Origin of the sequence: Humidesulfovibrio mexicanus (assembly GCF_900188225.1) — a bacterium.
Lineage (GTDB): Bacteria > Desulfobacterota > Desulfovibrionia > Desulfovibrionales > Desulfovibrionaceae > Humidesulfovibrio > Humidesulfovibrio mexicanus.
On the sequence record NZ_FZOC01000005.1, the window covers coordinates 60,116 to 75,002 of the forward strand.

Annotated in this window: 15 protein-coding genes and 1 riboswitch; of the genes, 2 read left to right on the top strand and 13 right to left on the bottom strand. The window is 70.1% G+C overall.

Features of this window, described 5'->3' with window-relative positions; translation table 11 throughout:
• Positions 1–29 precede the first annotated feature (29 nt).
• The 3 genes from CHB73_RS11580 to CHB73_RS11590 form a co-directional block, all read right to left on the bottom strand.
• Complete coding sequence (locus CHB73_RS11580) at positions 30–404, bottom strand: NifB/NifX family molybdenum-iron cluster-binding protein (RefSeq protein ID WP_089274753.1); 375 nt, start codon at positions 402–404, stop codon at positions 30–32.
• Position 405: 1 nt separating this feature from the next.
• Positions 406–888: a DUF134 domain-containing protein gene (locus tag CHB73_RS11585; protein ID WP_089274754.1), complete on the bottom strand. Its 483-nt coding sequence runs from the start codon at positions 886–888 to the stop codon at positions 406–408.
• 136 nt (positions 889–1,024) lie between these two features.
• Positions 1,025–2,239 (bottom strand): iron-containing alcohol dehydrogenase, encoded by a 1,215-nt coding sequence (locus CHB73_RS11590; RefSeq protein ID WP_089274755.1) that lies wholly within the window; start codon positions 2,237–2,239, stop codon positions 1,025–1,027.
• 220 nt (positions 2,240–2,459) lie between these two features.
• Here CHB73_RS11590 and CHB73_RS11595 point away from each other — a divergent pair, with 220 nt between their 5' ends.
• Positions 2,460–3,848, top strand: coding sequence for a glycerate kinase type-2 family protein (locus CHB73_RS11595; protein ID WP_089274756.1), 1,389 nt, complete (start codon positions 2,460–2,462; stop codon positions 3,846–3,848).
• A 25-nt stretch (positions 3,849–3,873) separates the two neighbouring features.
• On the opposite strand, the gene cobI is transcribed toward CHB73_RS11595, so the two are convergent.
• From cobI to CHB73_RS11635, 8 genes are all read right to left on the bottom strand, one after another.
• The gene (cobI, locus tag CHB73_RS11600) at positions 3,874–4,581 is read right to left on the bottom strand and encodes a precorrin-2 C(20)-methyltransferase (protein WP_089274757.1); all 708 of its coding nucleotides are present in this window, start codon (positions 4,579–4,581) and stop codon (positions 3,874–3,876) included.
• A complete protein-coding gene (locus tag CHB73_RS11605; protein ID WP_089274758.1) occupies positions 4,578–5,546 on the bottom strand; it encodes an ABC transporter substrate-binding protein in 969 nt (322 codons plus the stop codon). Before CHB73_RS11605 ends, cobI begins: the two co-directional genes overlap by 4 nt.
• Positions 5,458–6,246 carry an ABC transporter ATP-binding protein gene (locus CHB73_RS11610; RefSeq protein WP_089274759.1) on the bottom strand — a complete coding sequence of 263 codons (789 nt, stop codon included), beginning with the start codon at positions 6,244–6,246 and terminating at the stop codon, positions 5,458–5,460. Before CHB73_RS11610 ends, CHB73_RS11605 begins: the two co-directional genes overlap by 89 nt.
• Positions 6,243–7,406, bottom strand: coding sequence for a FecCD family ABC transporter permease (locus CHB73_RS11615; protein ID WP_407656628.1), 1,164 nt, complete (start codon positions 7,404–7,406; stop codon positions 6,243–6,245). Before CHB73_RS11615 ends, CHB73_RS11610 begins: the two co-directional genes overlap by 4 nt.
• Position 7,407: 1 nt before the next feature.
• A complete protein-coding gene (locus CHB73_RS11620) occupies positions 7,408–8,304 on the bottom strand; it encodes a sirohydrochlorin cobaltochelatase (protein WP_089274760.1) in 897 nt (298 codons plus the stop codon).
• Between the two features lie 137 nt (positions 8,305–8,441).
• Positions 8,442–8,630, bottom strand: a riboswitch (cobalamin riboswitch).
• 18 nt (positions 8,631–8,648) lie between these two features.
• A complete protein-coding gene (locus CHB73_RS11625; protein ID WP_089274761.1) occupies positions 8,649–10,280 on the bottom strand; it encodes a chemotaxis protein CheA in 1,632 nt (543 codons plus the stop codon).
• Positions 10,277–11,008 (bottom strand): Hpt domain-containing protein, encoded by a 732-nt coding sequence (locus CHB73_RS11630; RefSeq protein WP_089274762.1) that lies wholly within the window; start codon positions 11,006–11,008, stop codon positions 10,277–10,279. The genes CHB73_RS11625 and CHB73_RS11630 overlap by 4 nt, the downstream gene beginning before the upstream one ends.
• A 14-nt stretch (positions 11,009–11,022) precedes the next feature.
• Positions 11,023–11,418 carry a response regulator gene (locus CHB73_RS11635; RefSeq protein WP_089274763.1) on the bottom strand — a complete coding sequence of 132 codons (396 nt, stop codon included), beginning with the start codon at positions 11,416–11,418 and terminating at the stop codon, positions 11,023–11,025.
• Between the two features lie 134 nt (positions 11,419–11,552).
• Here CHB73_RS11635 and CHB73_RS11640 point away from each other — a divergent pair, with 134 nt between their 5' ends.
• Positions 11,553–12,143: a TrmH family RNA methyltransferase gene (locus CHB73_RS11640; RefSeq protein ID WP_089274764.1), complete on the top strand. Its 591-nt coding sequence runs from the start codon at positions 11,553–11,555 to the stop codon at positions 12,141–12,143.
• A gap of 33 nt (positions 12,144–12,176) precedes the next feature.
• Here the strand turns inward: CHB73_RS11640 and mnmE are convergent, their stop codons facing one another.
• Positions 12,177–13,586, bottom strand: a complete 1,410-nt coding sequence (gene mnmE / locus CHB73_RS11645; protein ID WP_235641592.1) for a tRNA uridine-5-carboxymethylaminomethyl(34) synthesis GTPase MnmE — start codon at positions 13,584–13,586, stop codon at positions 12,177–12,179.
• Positions 13,587–13,666: 80 nt separating this feature from the next.
• A complete protein-coding gene (gene jag, locus CHB73_RS11650; protein ID WP_089274765.1) occupies positions 13,667–14,872 on the bottom strand; it encodes an RNA-binding cell elongation regulator Jag/EloR in 1,206 nt (401 codons plus the stop codon).
• Positions 14,873–14,887: the final 15 nt, after the last annotated feature.

Genomic DNA, 14,887 nt, shown 5'->3' on the forward strand with positions numbered 1-14,887 from the left:
CGAAAGGGCGGGAGCCGCCTGGAGCGGCGCTAGGACTGGCAGTCGCGTTTTTCGCCGTCGCAGCGTCCGTCGCAGACGGTTTTCTTGTCTTTGAGCGCGCCTTCGAGCCAGGCCTGCACGGCTTCGGCCACATCGCCTTTTGCGCCCCGATACACCCGTATGCCCGCCTCCTTGAGACGTTCCGCCGCGCCTTCGCCCATGTTTCCGGCCACCAGCACCGTGACCCCCCGCTCCACAAGCACGGGGATGAGATTGGACTTGCAGCCGCAGGACGGCGGCGGGGCGAAGCGTTCCTGCCCCACCACGGCCTTGTCGTCGTTGATGCTGTAGATGGTGAAGGACTCGCACTGGCCGAAGTGCTCGTCCACCTGGCCTGCGCATGTGGGCACGGCGATCTTGATCATGTCAGCGCTCCTTTTTTGGGGGGCAGGATTGTTTTTTTCGTGCGCCCTGGGCGACGGGTCCGGGGCCTTGGCGGCGCTTGCGGCGGAAGCTCCGGTTTCCACAGCCGGGGCAGTCCTCCGGCCAGCCGTCGGCGCAGGGCACAGGCCCAAAATACCCGCAGTCCGGGCAGAGAAACTCGCGCGGCGGGAGCTTTTCCGCATCGTCCTGGGGGATTTCGATGCGCAGCGCCAGGCCCAGCACCAGGGCGCGGGCGATCTTGGCCCGCGCAGCGCCTACCGTGCGGCCGAAGGTCTGGCGCGAAACGCCCATGCGCGCGGCCGCGTCCTCCTGGTACAGGCCCTCAAGGTCGGCAAGGCGCACCGCCTCGTACTCCTCCAGGGCGAGGCGCACCTGCTCCAGGCCTTCCAGCGGGGTGCCCGCAGGCTTGAACACCCGGCAGGTCGGGGCCGCGCCGATGCGGCGACAGCAGCGTGGTCTGGGCATTTCCTCCTCCGTTCTTGCCGGATTATGGGCATATGCTCAAAACGTCAAGAGGGTGGACGCAACAATGCCCCCGCCCGGCGTTGGCGCAGCCGGACGGGGGGCGGTTGGAGCATGTTGACGCTGCCCCGGCCAGTGGTCAGGCAGCCAGGGAACGCAGGGACTGGCGGTAGATCTCGGCCACGCGCTGGCGCGTGCCCGGCACCGGCGCGACCGAAAGCAGCAGCCCCAGCGACGGCGTGGTCTCGACGAGGGTGCACAAACCGTCCACATCACCCTCGCTGAAGCCCTCGTCCTGGAGCTTTTGCGGCACGCCCAGCTCCGCAAGCCAGCGTTCCACGGCCAGGGCGGCGTCGAAGGCCTCCTCCGGGCGCCCCGTAAGCCCCGGCGCAATGGGCGCGAGGATCTGCGCCAGCACCTCCGGCCTGGCTGGGTAGCACTGGCGGATGACGGCCGGCAGCAGCATGGACAGGCCCAGGCCGTGCGCCAGCTCGGGCTTCACGGCGCTCAAGGGGTGCTCCAGGGCGTGGGTGAAGTGCAGCAGCCCGTTGTCAAAGGCCGTGCCCGCGATGAGCGCGGCGTAGGAGAGGCAGTAGCGCGCGCGCAGATCCTCCGGGTTGGCGAGGGCAGTGGGCAGGTGCGCGGCGGCCAGGCGGATGGTCTCCTGGGCCAGCAGGATGGAGAGCGGGTTGGCGGTTGTGGCCGTGGCCGCCTCGATGACGTGGTTCACGGCGTCGATGCTGACGAAGCGCGTCTGCGCCGGGGAAAGCCGGGTCATGAGCGCCGGGTCGTCGATGGAGTAGAGGGGGTAGAGGCAGTCGTAGGCGATGGCCGGCTTGTGGTTCAGCCTGGTGATGGTCGCCACGGCGAAGCGGTTCACCTCGCTGCCCGTGCCGTGGGTGAGGTTCACCACCACGATGGGAACGGCGGCCTTGGGCGTGAAGGCGAGGCTGTACAGCTGGTCGGCCGTGCGGCCGGGATTGGCCAGCAGGATGGCCGCGCTCTTGCCCGCGTCTATGGGGCTTCCCCCGCCGATGGCGATGACGGCCTGGGCCCCGTGCAGGCGGCCGATGGACGCGGCCGCGTCGATGGCGTCGGTTGTGGGGTTGGGCGTTATCTTGTCGTAAAGCGCCATGCGGATGCCGTGCTCGCCGCAGGCCGCGGCCACATGGTCCCAGGCTCCGGTGAGACGGTAGGAGCGCCCGCCGGTGACGCAGAGCACGCTGTCCACCCCGCGCGCCTTGAGCGCGGCGGCGATGTCGTGGATGCGCGTTATGGCCCCTGCGCCGAGGTAGGTCGTGGTCCGGGTGCGAATCTCCTTGATTTCATGGGTGTCGAAGCTGTTGTCCCACATGGGGCGCTCCTTTGTTTAGGGGGGAAGCTGCTGTCCGTGACGCCTTGTCGTTGTGAATGTATTCACAAGCTAGTCTCGGCCCTGGCCTGGGTCAAGCGGCCGTGCCGACGGAAGATTTTGATCCAGGCTTCGGCCAAGGCGAACGCAGGCTTGTGCCGGGCGGGCAAAACGCATAGCCTGCGCCCTGGCAGCGCCAACCCTTCGCCACACAGGAGCCCCCATGCGCGACGAACCGCAGTTTTCGACCCTCCGCGCCATTTTCGAGGCGGCGCTGGAGCGCATCGACCCCTACGGAATGATCACCGAGCGCGTGCGGCTGGAGGGCGGGCGGCTGGTGGTGCAGCTGGACCAGGCCCGGCACGAGGAGGAGCTTTCGCGCTATTCTCGCGTGCTGGTGCTGGGCTGCGGCAAGGCCAGCGCGCGCATGGCCCTGGCCCTGGAGGGCATCCTCTCCGGGCTGCCGGAGGGCTTGGAGTGGGGCGGGCTGGTGTGCACCAAGTACGGCCACACGGAGCGGCTTGCGCGCATCGGCCAGGTGGAGGCCGCGCACCCGGTGCCGGACCAGGCCGGGGTGGAGGCGGCGCGGCGCATGGCCGAGCTGGCGCGCCAGGCCGACGAGAATACCCTGGTGCTGAACCTCATTTCCGGCGGCGGCTCCGCGCTTCTGCCCGCGCCCATGCGCTATAGCGACGCCGGGCGCGAGGTGGCCCTGACCCTGGAGCACAAGCAGGCCGTGACCCGCGCCCTGCTCTCCTGCGGGGCGGACATCCGCGAGATCAACTGCGTGCGCAAGCACCTTTCCGAGCTCAAGGGCGGACGTTTTCTGCGCCTGCTGGCCCCGGCGCGCAGCATCTCGCTCATCCTTTCCGACGTGGTGGGCGACCGGCTGGACACCATCGCCTCGGGCATCACCAGCGACGATTCCAGCACCTATGCCCAGGCGCTCGAAATCGTGCGGGGCTACGGCATCGCGGGGCGCATTCCGCAGCAGGCCCTGCGCGCCCTGGAGCTGGGCGCGGCAGGGGAGATTCCGGAAACGCCCAAGCCCGGCGACCCGGCCCTGGAACGCGCCGTGAACCTGCTCATCGGCACCAACCACGCGGCGCTTCTGGCCGCCTGCCACAAGGCGCGGGAGCTGGGGCTCAACGTGGCGCCGCTCACCTGCCTGCTCACGGGCGAGGCCCGCGAGGTGGCGCGCTTTCTCTCGGGCATCGGGCAGGACGCCCGGCGCACGGGAATGCTGGTCGCGCCCCCGGCCTGCGTCATTCTTGGCGGGGAGACCGTGGTCACCCTGACGGGCGAGGGCAAGGGCGGCCGCAACCAGGAGATGGCCCTGGCCTTTCTGGCGGAGCTGGACCGCGATCCCGAGGCCGGGCGCGGACTGGCGTTTTTGTCTGCCTCCACCGACGGCAGCGACGGCCCCACGGACGCCGCCGGGGCCTACGCCTCGGCCGGGATGCTGGCCCGGGCGAAGGAGGCCGGGCTCTCCATGAGCCAGGCCCTGCGCGCCAACGACTCCTATCACTTCTTCGAGGCCATAGGCGGGCTGTACAAGACCGGACCCACGCGCACCAACGTCTGCGACCTGCACCTGTTGCTGGTGGAATAGGCGGCGGATCGGGTTTCGGGCTCGGTCAGCCCCTGCGCACCAGGATCAGCGAGAAGTAACTGGGCCTGTCCGGCACGGCGTCCAGGCCGTGGAAGACCGCCTCGTCCTCCAGCCCCAGCCGGGTGACGAACACGGCCGCGTCCGAAAGCCCCAGGCGCGCCAGCACCCGCCGGATGACCGGCATGTTCTTGTAGGCCTTCAGGATCACCGCCGCCTGGGCCGAGGAGAGCACGCGCTCCAGCTCCGCCTCCCCGGCCACGCCGGAGACCACGGCCAGGCTCTCGCCGCTTTCCACCAGCACCCGGCCCGTGTGCGCGGCAGCCGCCTGGTAGCTGGTTATGCCCGGCGTCACTTGCACGGGAATCTCCGCCAGCAGGCCGTTCAGGGTGCGCAGCAGGTAGCCGAAGGTGCTGTAGGTAAGGGGGTCGCCCAGGGTCAGGAAGGCGGCGCTTTTGCCCTGGGCCAGGATGTCCGCCACGGCGCGCGCGTTGTCGCGCCAGGCTTGGTCCAGCACGGCCTGGTCGCGGGTCATGGGGAAGTCCAGGCGCAGGATCTGCGCGCCCTGGCGCAGGTGCGGCCGGGCGATGGACAGCGCCAGCGAGGCCTCGTTCTTGGTGGATGCCGCGGCCAGCACGACATCGACGTTCTGCAATATCTTGACGGCCTTGAGCGTGATGAGGTCCGGGTCGCCGGGGCCGACGCCGATGCCGTGCAAGGTTCCGTAACGGGTCATTTGGTGTCCTTTGCGCCCGGTTTGCGGGCGATTTCTGGATGCAGCAGCCGGGCGAGCTCCTCCACGGCGTCCACGTTGCGCGGGCCGGGCCGCGAATACTTCATTTCGTCCACGAACCAGGCCCGACCGCTTTTGGTCGCAGGGAGGCCGCGCAGCCTCGGGCGATCGGCCAGCGGCAGGGGGGCCGGGTTCATGGGGCCGCGCTGGATGACGTACGCCTCCGGGGCCAGGCGGATGACCTCCTCCTCGCTCAGGTGCGCGAAGCGCTCCGGCGTCTGCACGCAGTTGATGCCGCCCGCCCGGCGGATGATTTCCGTCACCAGGCTTTTTTGCCCCACGCTGAACATGTTGGGCGAGCGCACCTCGAAGAACGTGCGGGGTCGGCCGCTGGTGCGGGCCACTTGCGCGTCCACGGCGTCCAGCCGGGCCTGCAGGCCCAGCACCATGGCCTCGGCCCTGTCGTCCGCCCCGGTGAGGGTTCCCACCCGGCGGATGACGCTCATGAGCTCCGCGAAGCTCCCCGCGCGGAACACGGCCACGCTCACGCCGTGGCGCATAAGGGCGTCCACCGGGATGGAGGCCTCCTTGCGCCCGGCCATCTGGAGCACCAGGTCGGGCTTCTGGGCCAGCACGGCCTCGATGTTGGGGCGCATGTGCGTGCCGATGACCGGCAGCTTGGCGATGCGCGCCGGGGTTGTGTCGGCGTTGGTGCGCGCCACGATGGCCTCCGCCCGGCCCAGGCCGTCCAGGATCTCGTTGAAGGCCCCGTAAAGGGCGATGACGCGCACGGCCGGGCGCGGCAGCACGATCTCCCGGCCGGTGTCGTCGGTGACGCGCACCCCGGCCAGGGCCGGGCGGGCCGTGCACAGGGCCGCGCTAAGGACGGCCAGGGCCAGCGCCAGGAACCATGTGCGCCTGGGGCGCGCCGGTGACGGGGTGCGGGGCCACGCGGATGTCGGTCTCATAGATGTCCTTCAGGTTCGCTTCGGTGAAGACTTCGGCCGTGGGGCCGTCGAGCGCCACCCGCCCGCCCTTGAGGAAGATCAGCCGGGGGCAGTACAGGGCGGCCAGGTTCAGGTCGTGGGCCGCGGCCAGCACCGTGCCGCCAGCCCTGTGCTGTGCGGCCAGCAGGTCGAAGGCCTCCACGCGCCGGGCCAAATCCAGGGCGCTGGTGGGCTCGTCCAAAAGCAGCAGGCGGCGGCCCTGGCACAGGGCGCGGGCCAACAGCACGCGCTGGCGCTCCCCGCCGGAAAGCCCGCAGGCCTCGCGCGGGGCCAGCTCCTGGCAGCGGGCCTCGGAAAGCGCCGCGTCCACGGCGGCTTCGTCCTCCGGCCCGCAGCCGCCGAAAAATCCGGCATGGGCGTAGCGGCCCATGCGCACCAGCTCCCGTACGGTGAAGCCCTGCGGCACCTGCACGCTTTGCGGCACGCAGGAGGCCAGGCGCGCCCGCTCCCGCGCGGAGATCCGCGCCAGGTCTCGGCCGTCCAGCTCAACCCGGCCGTCCAGGGGCGTCAGCACCCCGGCCAGCGTCAGCAGCAGCGTGGTCTTGCCCGAGCCGTTGGGGCCGAGCAGGGCCGCGAACTCGCCCGCCGCAAGGCGCAGGTCCACCCCGTGCAGCACCGCGCGGCCGCCGTAGCCGGAGCGCAAGCCCGAAGCGCGGATCATGCGCCGCCCCCGCCCCTGGCCATGAGACCCCTGCGGGCCAGCAGCAGGCAGAAGAACGGTCCGCCCACAAGGGCCGTCACCACGCCCACGGGCAGTTCGGCTCCGCCGGGCAGCACGCTGCGCGCCGCCACGTCGGACCAGATGAGCAGAAGCGCGCCCAGCAGGGCCGAGGCGGGCAGGAGCCGCGCGTGCCCGGCCCCCAGGAACAGCCGCGCCAGGTGCGGCACCACCAGCCCCACGAAGCCGATGACCCCGCTGACCGCCACGGCCGCGCCGGAGAGCAGGCTTGCGCCCAGAAGCAGCCACAGGCGCGAGCGCCCGGCGTCCAGGCCCAGCATCCGCGCCTGGGTTTCGCCCAGGGCCAGCAGGTCCAGCTCGCGCGCGCGCCAGAACACCAGTCCCGCGCCAAGCAGCATGTACGGCCAGGCCAGCTCCGCGTGCTCGAAGCCCCGGCCCTGGAAACTGCCCATGACCCAGAACACGATGCTGGCCACGGACTCCTCGTCCAGGCTTTTCAAGAGCGAAATAAGGGCGGAGAGGAAGGTGGACACCACTATGCCCGCCAGGACCACGGTTTCCCGCCGCAGGCCGGAGAGCGGCCCGCCTCCGGCGCGCGCCAGCAACAGCACCAGGGCCAGCGCGCCGAGCGCTCCGGCCAGGGCGCAGGCGGGCAGGGCCATGGCCTGGCCCGTTTGCGCGGCCTGCCCGGCCAGCCCGCCCAGGATGGCCGCAGAGGCGCCGAACGCCGCGCCGCCGGAGACGCCCAGGGTGAAGGAGTCGGCCAGGGGGTTGCGCAGCACGCCCTGGAAGGCCGCGCCCGCCACGGCCAGGGCCGCGCCGGTGAGGCCCGCCAGGAGCACCCGCGCCAGGCGGATGTCCACCACCACCAAGGCCAGGTCCGGGGCCACGGGCGCGCCAAGGGGGATCCCGGCCGCTTGGGCCAGGGCGCGCAGTGCGTCCTGGGCCGTGGTGGGATAGCTGCCCACGGCGCAGGCCAGGACCATTGTGGCGGCAAGTCCCGCCGCCAGCGCGACGGGCAGGGCGAGCGCCCGGACGGCGGCCCGGACGACAGGTCGGTCCGGGGCGCGCAGTGCGGCGGAGCGAAAGTCCCGCCGCACTGGCCCTGTGGCCCCGGTTTCGTGTTCGCCCTGCCCGGTCATGCTAGTGGTCCAGTTCCTTCACGGCGTCCTTCAGGTGCTCGATCCACAGCCTGGCCACGGCCGGACGGCTGCCCAGGCCCGTGAGCTCGGCCTTTGGCGCGAAGCCCTTGGCCTTGAGGATGCTGACCCAGGAGTCCTCCTCGCTGCCGGCCATGTCGTTGTGGGCGTGGTCGCCGGCCACGCTCATCAGCGGCAGCAGGTGCACGGTGCGCGCGCCCATGCGCTTGAGGGCCGGGATGATGTCCTCCAGGCTGGGGCTGCTTTCCACCGTGGCCACGAACACGCCGGGATCCTTCTTCCACAGTTCCAGCTGCAGGGCGGAGTAAGCCGCGTTGGCCGGATGCTCGGTGCCGTGGCCCATGAGCACGACGGCTTCGCCGCGCCCGCGTTTGGGCAGGCTTTTCAACACGGCCTGGGCGGCCAGGGCGATGTCCTCGGGCGTGGAGAGCAGCGGGCGGCCCACGCTGATTGTGCCCATGGACTTGGGCATTCCCTCGAAGGCCTTGGCCGTGGCGCTGATGTCGGTGAACTCGCGGCCGGGGATGGAATGCAGGGACTGCACGGCGACCTCGGTGAAGCCCTCCGCGGCCATGTCGGCCAGGGCCTGGGCCGGGGAGCGCTTCTGCACGCCTTCGCCGGCGATCTTGTCGCGGATGATCTTGGAGGAATAGGCTAGGCGCACGGGCACGCCGGGGAAGGCCGCCTTGGCCTGCCGCGTCAGTTCGTCGATGGATGCGGCGGCTTCGGGCACGCTGGTGCCGAAGGCCACCAGCAGAATGCCGCGCTTGGCCTCCGGAGCCTTGCCGTGCTCTCCGGCGAAGGCGGGCGCGGAAAGGCAGAGGCACAGCAGGGCCGCGGCGAACAGGGACCAATGGAAACGGACTGCGCGTGAACGCATGGGAACCTCCAAAAGCGGAGGGCGGAGTTGGGGGACGCAAAAAAAGCCCCCGTTCCGCGCAACAATAGGCGGAAGGGAGGCTCCGTTTTCATCCCCTTGCGTGTCCCGTCGGACAAAAGCCCTCGTTGCCGACGAGAAGCCATGACACGTGTCCGGCAGGTCTTCCGGCTCACCCCATCGGCCCCGGCCTTCCCGGAAGCATTCTTCCAGTGGCGCGCTTGGGGGCTGACTATTCGCGGGGCTCACGGCGGCGGGTCCGCTCCCGGTTCGCACGGGATTCCCTTTTCACCCCGCGTTGGCGGGGCACCGGACGCAAGGGCGATAGTATGCGGCGGCTTTCGCTGTCAAGCCTGGGCAGGGGGGGCGGCGGGCGCGGCCAGTTCGGCGAGCAGCTTCTCGATGTCCAGCACCAGCGCGTCGCTTTCGCCCATCATGCCGAAGCCCAAAATGGGCAGGGTGTAAATGTCCTGTACGGGCACGGTGAAGCCGGTGACCACCACCTGCTGCTGGCGCAGCACCTCGTCCACCAGCAGCGCGGCCGAAAGCTCGCCCATGCGTACGGTAATGATGAGGCCGCGGTCGATGTCCGGGCAGGCGTCGTCCAGGTCCAGGTGGCGGCACAGGCGCAGCAGGTGGAATATCTGCCCGCGCACGCTCACGGTCTCGCCGCCGTCGGGCAGGGACACCAGGTCGCCTGCGCGCGGGGCGTAGATCTCCAGCACGTCGCGCGAGGGCACGATGAGGGTCTCCGGGCCAACGCGGCACACCAGCGCGTCCACGATGCCCTCGTTCACCGAGCGCGACAGCGGGATGGAGAGCAGGAAGCGCGAGCCGCCTCCGGTGAGGTTCTCGATGGAGATGTCGCCGCCGAGCTGCGCGCGCACGGCGTTGGCCACGGCGTCCATGCCCACGCCCCGTCCGGAGACGTCGGTGACCTTCTCGGCGGTGCTGAAGCCCGAGGCCAGGATGAACTGGACGATTTCCTGCTCGGAGTATTCGTGGCCTTCCTCCACCAGGCCGCGCTCCCGGGCCTTGTTCAGAATCTTCTCCGCATTGAGGCCCCGGCCGTCGTCCGTGACCTCCACATAGGCGGTGTCGCCCTTGCGGTAGGCTGTCAGACGCACGCTGCCGGTCTCGTCCTTGCCTTTTTCCGCGCGCTCCTCCGGGCCTTCCAGGCCGTGGTCCAGGGCGTTTCGCAAGAGGTGCACCAAGGGTTCGTTCAGGCTTTCCACGATGGTCTTGTCCAGGGCCAGCTCGTCGCCGCTGATGACGAAGCGCACCTTTTTGCCCATCTTTTGCGACAGGCTCTGCACCAGGCGGTTCATGGGCAGGAATATCTGCTTCAGGGGCACCAGGCGGATGGCGTCCACCTGGTTCTGCAGGCCGGTGATCACCGTGTCCAGCTCCGCCAGGGTGGAGGCGGACAGGGTGGCCCCTCGCGTGCCGGACTGCGAAAGCACGGCGAAGGTCACCATGAGCTTGCCCACCAGCTCGATCAGGCTGTCCAGACGCTCGGTAGGCACGCGGATGCTGGTGATGCCCTGCTTGCTGGCGGCCAGGGCCTGTTTGGCGTGGTCGTCGGCGGCGTCTGGCGCGGCGGCGTCGGCATGGGGTGCGTCGGCATGGGGCGCGTCGGGCTGGACTTCAAGGGTTTGGGCCGCCGCGGGCATGGCCTCGGCCACGGGTTGCGGCGCAGCGGGCCTGGGCGCCTCCAGCACGCCCGCCAGGGCGTAGAGGAATTTCTTGTTGGCCTCGCACAGGCGCAAGAGCGCCGTGACCACGTTCTCGTCCACAGGGGTGATGCCGTCGGCCAGCATGTCCAGGAGCGAGATGATCTGGGCCGAGCCGAACTTGACGTGCGTGAGCCCAAGATCCTCCAGCACGGGGGCCACGTCGTTGCCGGTGGGGCGGCCCTCCTCAAGCTTGAGGATGCGCTCCTCCAGCGGGGCGATGCACTGGCGGATGACATCCCTCATTGTCCGGCCTCCTGCTGCGGGGCGGGCATGGGCTCCTGCGGGAACAGGGCGTCGAACTCCCAGGCGTAGAAATTCTCCCTGGCCGCGCCGGAAAGCCCGCGCACGCGCAGCGTCCACATGCCGGTCAGGCCGGAGAGGTCCTCCCATACGGAGGAGCCGAAGCTTGTGACGCCGGAGAGGTCCAGGGTCACCGGGGCGGTCTGCGGCAGGGCAAGAACCGCGGCGACCAGCTGGTCGGCCTGGGCCTTGCCGTGCACGCGGGCAGCGGTGAGGCGCAGCACCGGGCCCTCGGGGCCGTCCTCGCGGGCCACGCAGTCGGCGCTGGCCGCCGCCTTGCCCTGCTGCGCCCCGCCGGAAGCCTGCACGAGCATCTCGCACACGGCGTCGATCTCCGCCTGGTCCGGCGCGCCCAGGTCGCGTATCTGCTCAATGGCTGCGAACACGGAGTTCACCCCGTAGGAGGCCAGCGAGATGTTGTCCGCGCTGTGGGGCAAGGTCCCGGCCTGGAGCTTCTTGAGGAAGCTCTCCACCTTGTGGGTGAGCTGGCTGGCGGCCTCGAAGCCGGGCATGAACCCGGTGACGCCCTTGATGGTGTGCAGGGGCCGGGCCAGAATCTCGATGCCCTGGGCCACCTCGTCCGAGCCGAAGAGCTCCAGCCCTTCCAGAACCTGGGGATAATACTTGTCCGCCACCTCGGCGAAGAATTCCTCGGAGAGCGCGTCGCCCACGTCGTTTTTCCGCCCTAGTCGGTTATGAAGCCGAGCTTCTTGAGTTCCTCGAAGAGCTTGTCCTTGCGCACGGGCTTGACGATGTAGCCCGAGGCCTCGCCATCGTGGAAGGAGCGGATCACGGTCTTGGGGTCGTCCAGGGCCGTGGTCATCAGCGCGCGGACAGCCGGGCGGATTTTCTGCTCCTGCTCCATGGCGCGTATCTGCCGCAGGGCCTCCAGCCCGTCCATCTCCGGCATCATGATGTCCATGAGCAGCAGGTCGTAGGGTCGGCCCTCCTGGTGGGCCAGCTTGAAGGCCTCCACGGCCTCCAGCCCGTTGACCACCACGTCCACCTCGAACAGGGTGTTCAGGAAGACCGAAAGCACCTTCCGGCCCAGGAATTCGTCTTCCGCGACCAATGCGCGCATACGTATACCTCCAGAAGCTGAAACCGCACGATGTACCAGCTTATTCGCGGAACTGCGTAAAATGTCAACACGCGATGCGCGCGCCGGGCCCCGTGAACTTGCGCGCCGGGCCGCGAGCGGGTACAAGCCCGCCCATGCGAGGATTCATCACACCCGAACGCCTTGGGCGCATTCGCCACGTGCTTTCGCTGCGGCAGAAGGACGTGACGCTGGTCATGGACAACATCTGGGACCCGCACAACGTCTCGGCCATTTTGCGCAGTTGCGATGCTTTCGGCATTTTCGGCGTGCATCTTTACTACACCACGGAAAAGTGGCCGGATTTGGGGGAAAAGTCCTCGGCGTCGGCCAAGAAGTGGGTGGAGCGCACGAGCCATTCCGACGCGGGAGAGATGCTGGACGGCTTTGCCGCGCGCGGGATGCAGGTCATCCGCACCGGGTTTTCCCAGACCGCAAAGCCCCTGCACGCGTTCGACTTCACCATCCCGACGGCGGTGATCCTGTCCAACGAGCACCGGGGGGCCTCGCCGGAGTTGACGGAGCGCGTGGAGCAGGAGCTGTACATCCCCATGCAGGGCATGGTGCAGAGCCTGAACGTCTCCGTGGCCGCGGCGGTGATTCTGTACGAGATGTTCTCCCAGCGCAGGCGCGCGGGTCTGCTGGATTCCCCCTCCCTTTCCCCGGAGGAGCTGGCCCGGCTGGAGCTGGAGTGGAGCGACCGCTAGGCGCGGCCCGGGCCTGACGCCCTGTGCGCCTTCCTATTTTCCGATGCAGAAGCGGGAGAACACGGCCTCGAGCACCTCGTCGGGCGCGATGTCGCCCGTGAGCTCCGCCAGATGGCGGCAGGCGGCGTCGAGCCGCACGGACAGGATGTCGTAGGGCAGGCCGGTGTCCTGGTCGTCCGCCAGGGCCAGCAGCTCTTGTCTGGCCAGGGCGATGGCCTGCGCCTGCCGGGCGTTGGGGGCGAGGGCGTCCGGGTCGGGTTCGGCTGCGGCCAGCAACGGCCGCAGGCGCTGGCAGAGCGTTTCCAGCCCCTGGCCCGTGCGGGCCGAGACGCGCACCCGCTCAAGCCCCAGGGCTTCCAGCAGGGCTTCGTGCTCCGCCGACGCGGCCTTCTGCTCCGGCCCGGCCAGATCGCACTTGTTCAGCACCGCCAGGGTGCGCCGGGGCTCCAGGGCGCCCAGCGCCTCCCGGTCCTCCACATGCGGCTGGCGGCTGGCGTCCAGCACGTAGAGCACGGCCTCGGCCCGGCCCATGAAGTCCCGCGCCAGCTCCTGCCCCGCCGCTTCCACGGGGTCGATGCCGCCAGCGTCTTGCGCGCGCAGTCCTGCGGTGTCCACCAGGCGCACCGGAAGGCCGGAAAGCTCGATGTGTTCCTCGATGTAGTCGCGCGTGGTGCCTGGCGCGGCAGAGACCAGCGCCCGGTTGCGCCCGGCCAGGGCGTTCAGCAGGCTGCTTTTGCCCGCGTTGACGCGGCCCGCCAGCACGGCCAGCGCGCCTTCGCGCCAGGCGCGCGCACGCTCTACGCCGTGCAGCAGTTCGGCAAGGTCTTCGGCCGCGGCCACAACGCCCTGGCGGAGCCGCTCGGGCGGCAGGCAGTCCACCTCCTCGTCCGGAAAATCCACGGCCAGGGACATGTGCGCCCGCAGGGACTCCAGCCCCTGCCGCAGGGCCGCGATGCGCGCCGACAGCGCCCCGGAAAGCTTCATCTGCGCCAGATGCAGGGCCGCGCGGCTGGGCGCGGCGATGGTTTCGGCGATGGCCTCGGCCTGGGCGAGGTCGAGTCTGCCGTTGCGGAAGGCGCGGAAGGAGAATTCGCCGGGCAGGGCCAGCCTTGCCCCAAGCGCCAGAAGTTCGTCCAGCACGGCGCGCAGCACGGCCGGGCCGCCGTGGCAGTGCAGTTCGGCCACGTCCTCTCCGGTGAAGGAGCGCGGGCCTGGCATGAAGGCGGCGAGCACCTCGTCCAGGGTGCGGCCGCTGGCGTCCAGCAGGTGCCCATGGTGCAGGCGATAGGGCTTGAGCCCGGCAAAGCCTGCCCGCGCGGAGCGGAAGAGCGATTGGGCCAGGTCGCGGGCCTTGGGGCCGCTCAAGCGGACGATGCCCACCGCGCCGGTCCCCTGGGCCGTGGCGATGGCGGCGATGGTGTCGCCCTGGGGCATGTGGGCCATGTGCCGCCTCCCTGAAACGAGGCCGCCGGGGCGGGGACCGAATCCCTGCCCCGGCGGCGCGCGCGGCGTTCAAGCCGGGGCTAGTCCCCGGAGGTCTCGCTGAATTCCTGTGCGGCGTCCTGGGGGATCTCCTCCAGCATTTCGCCGTTCTTGCCCTTGCGCTTGGTCATGATGAGCACGCGCTTCATGGAGCCCTCGCCCTTGCTGCGGGTGAAGACGTGCTCGTCGTCCTGCAGGGTGAGGTGCACCACGCGGCGGTGGTAGCTGCTCATGGGCCGGGTGCTTTGGGTGCGGCCGGTGCTCATGGCCTTGTCGGCCAGATGCCGGGCGATTTGGCGCAGGCGCTCGTCCTGGTTCTCGCGGTAGTCGCCGGCGTCGATCTGCACCCGCACGGAGGCGTCCATGCGCCTGGAGACCAGCCGGTTGGCCAGGTATTGGATGCTGGCCAGGGTCTGGCCCTCGCGCCCGATGAGCAGGCCGGAATTCTCCGGGTCCTCGATGCGCACGCACACGCGGTCGGGCTTGAGCTCCACGCTCACCACGGCGGTTTCCACCAGCTGCTCCAGAAGCTTGCCCACCACCTCGCGGGTCACCTGCTCAAGCAGGGCCTGGTCCAGGTGGTCGATGCCCCTTGGCGCGCCGTTGTCCTCATCGTCGCCGAAGCCGCCTGTCGCTTCGTCGCGGCGGGGGGCCTGGGAGCGCGGGGCGTCGGCCTCGCGGCGCGGACGCTCGCGGCGGCTGCGTCCGCGTCCGACCTCGCCCTCGCCGGACCTGTCGGACCGCTCGGGCCGGTCGGACCGCTCAGGCCGGTCGGGCCGGTCAGACCGTTCAGAACGCTCGGGCCGGTCGGATTGGCGTTCGCTTGCGCCGCGCTGGCCCGTGCGATCGCCGGAGCGTTCGCCTCGCCCGCGGCCACGGCCACGGCGGCTGCCACGTCTGGGCTCGTCGGTCTCGCCAGCGGCGGGCGACTCGCCCGTCTCGGCCTGGACCGGAGCGGGTTCGGCCTGCGCGGGGGCTTCCTCGCGCTCGTGCCGTTCGGGGCGCTCGGCCGTTTCCGTCCGCTGGGCGGGCTCGGCGCGGCGCTCCGGTTCGATGATCGGCTTGAAGGCGCCGCGGGGCTTGGCCCGCACGACGGCCTTTTTCACGCCCACCAGGCCGAAGATGCCCGAGGAGCCGCCGGAGACGATCTCGATCTCCAGCTTGTCGCGCTTGAGGTCATAATGCCGACACGCGGCCTCTATGGCCTCGTCCAGGTTCTTGCCCTGGAATTCCTTGCTTTCGCTCATGTATCCTCCCAGCAG

Coding starts and splice junctions, on each gene's coding strand:
- CHB73_RS11580 (WP_089274753.1), bottom strand. CDS start 404: ATGATCAAGATCGCCGTGCCCACATGCGCAGGCCAGGTGGACGAGCAC.
- CHB73_RS11585 (WP_089274754.1), bottom strand. CDS start 888: ATGCCCAGACCACGCTGCTGTCGCCGCATCGGCGCGGCCCCGACCTGC.
- CHB73_RS11590 (WP_089274755.1), bottom strand. CDS start 2,239: ATGTGGGACAACAGCTTCGACACCCATGAAATCAAGGAGATTCGCACC.
- CHB73_RS11595 (WP_089274756.1), top strand. CDS start 2,460: ATGCGCGACGAACCGCAGTTTTCGACCCTCCGCGCCATTTTCGAGGCG.
- cobI (WP_089274757.1), bottom strand. CDS start 4,581: ATGACCCGTTACGGAACCTTGCACGGCATCGGCGTCGGCCCCGGCGAC.
- CHB73_RS11605 (WP_089274758.1), bottom strand. CDS start 5,546: ATGAGACCGACATCCGCGTGGCCCCGCACCCCGTCACCGGCGCGCCCC.
- CHB73_RS11610 (WP_089274759.1), bottom strand. CDS start 6,246: ATGATCCGCGCTTCGGGCTTGCGCTCCGGCTACGGCGGCCGCGCGGTG.
- CHB73_RS11615 (WP_407656628.1), bottom strand. CDS start 7,406: ATGACCGGGCAGGGCGAACACGAAACCGGGGCCACAGGGCCAGTGCGG.
- CHB73_RS11620 (WP_089274760.1), bottom strand. CDS start 8,304: ATGCGTTCACGCGCAGTCCGTTTCCATTGGTCCCTGTTCGCCGCGGCC.
- CHB73_RS11625 (WP_089274761.1), bottom strand. CDS start 10,280: ATGAGGGATGTCATCCGCCAGTGCATCGCCCCGCTGGAGGAGCGCATC.
- CHB73_RS11635 (WP_089274763.1), bottom strand. CDS start 11,418: ATGCGCGCATTGGTCGCGGAAGACGAATTCCTGGGCCGGAAGGTGCTT.
- CHB73_RS11640 (WP_089274764.1), top strand. CDS start 11,553: ATGCGAGGATTCATCACACCCGAACGCCTTGGGCGCATTCGCCACGTG.
- mnmE (WP_235641592.1), bottom strand. CDS start 13,586: ATGGCCCACATGCCCCAGGGCGACACCATCGCCGCCATCGCCACGGCC.
- jag (WP_089274765.1), bottom strand. CDS start 14,872: ATGAGCGAAAGCAAGGAATTCCAGGGCAAGAACCTGGACGAGGCCATA.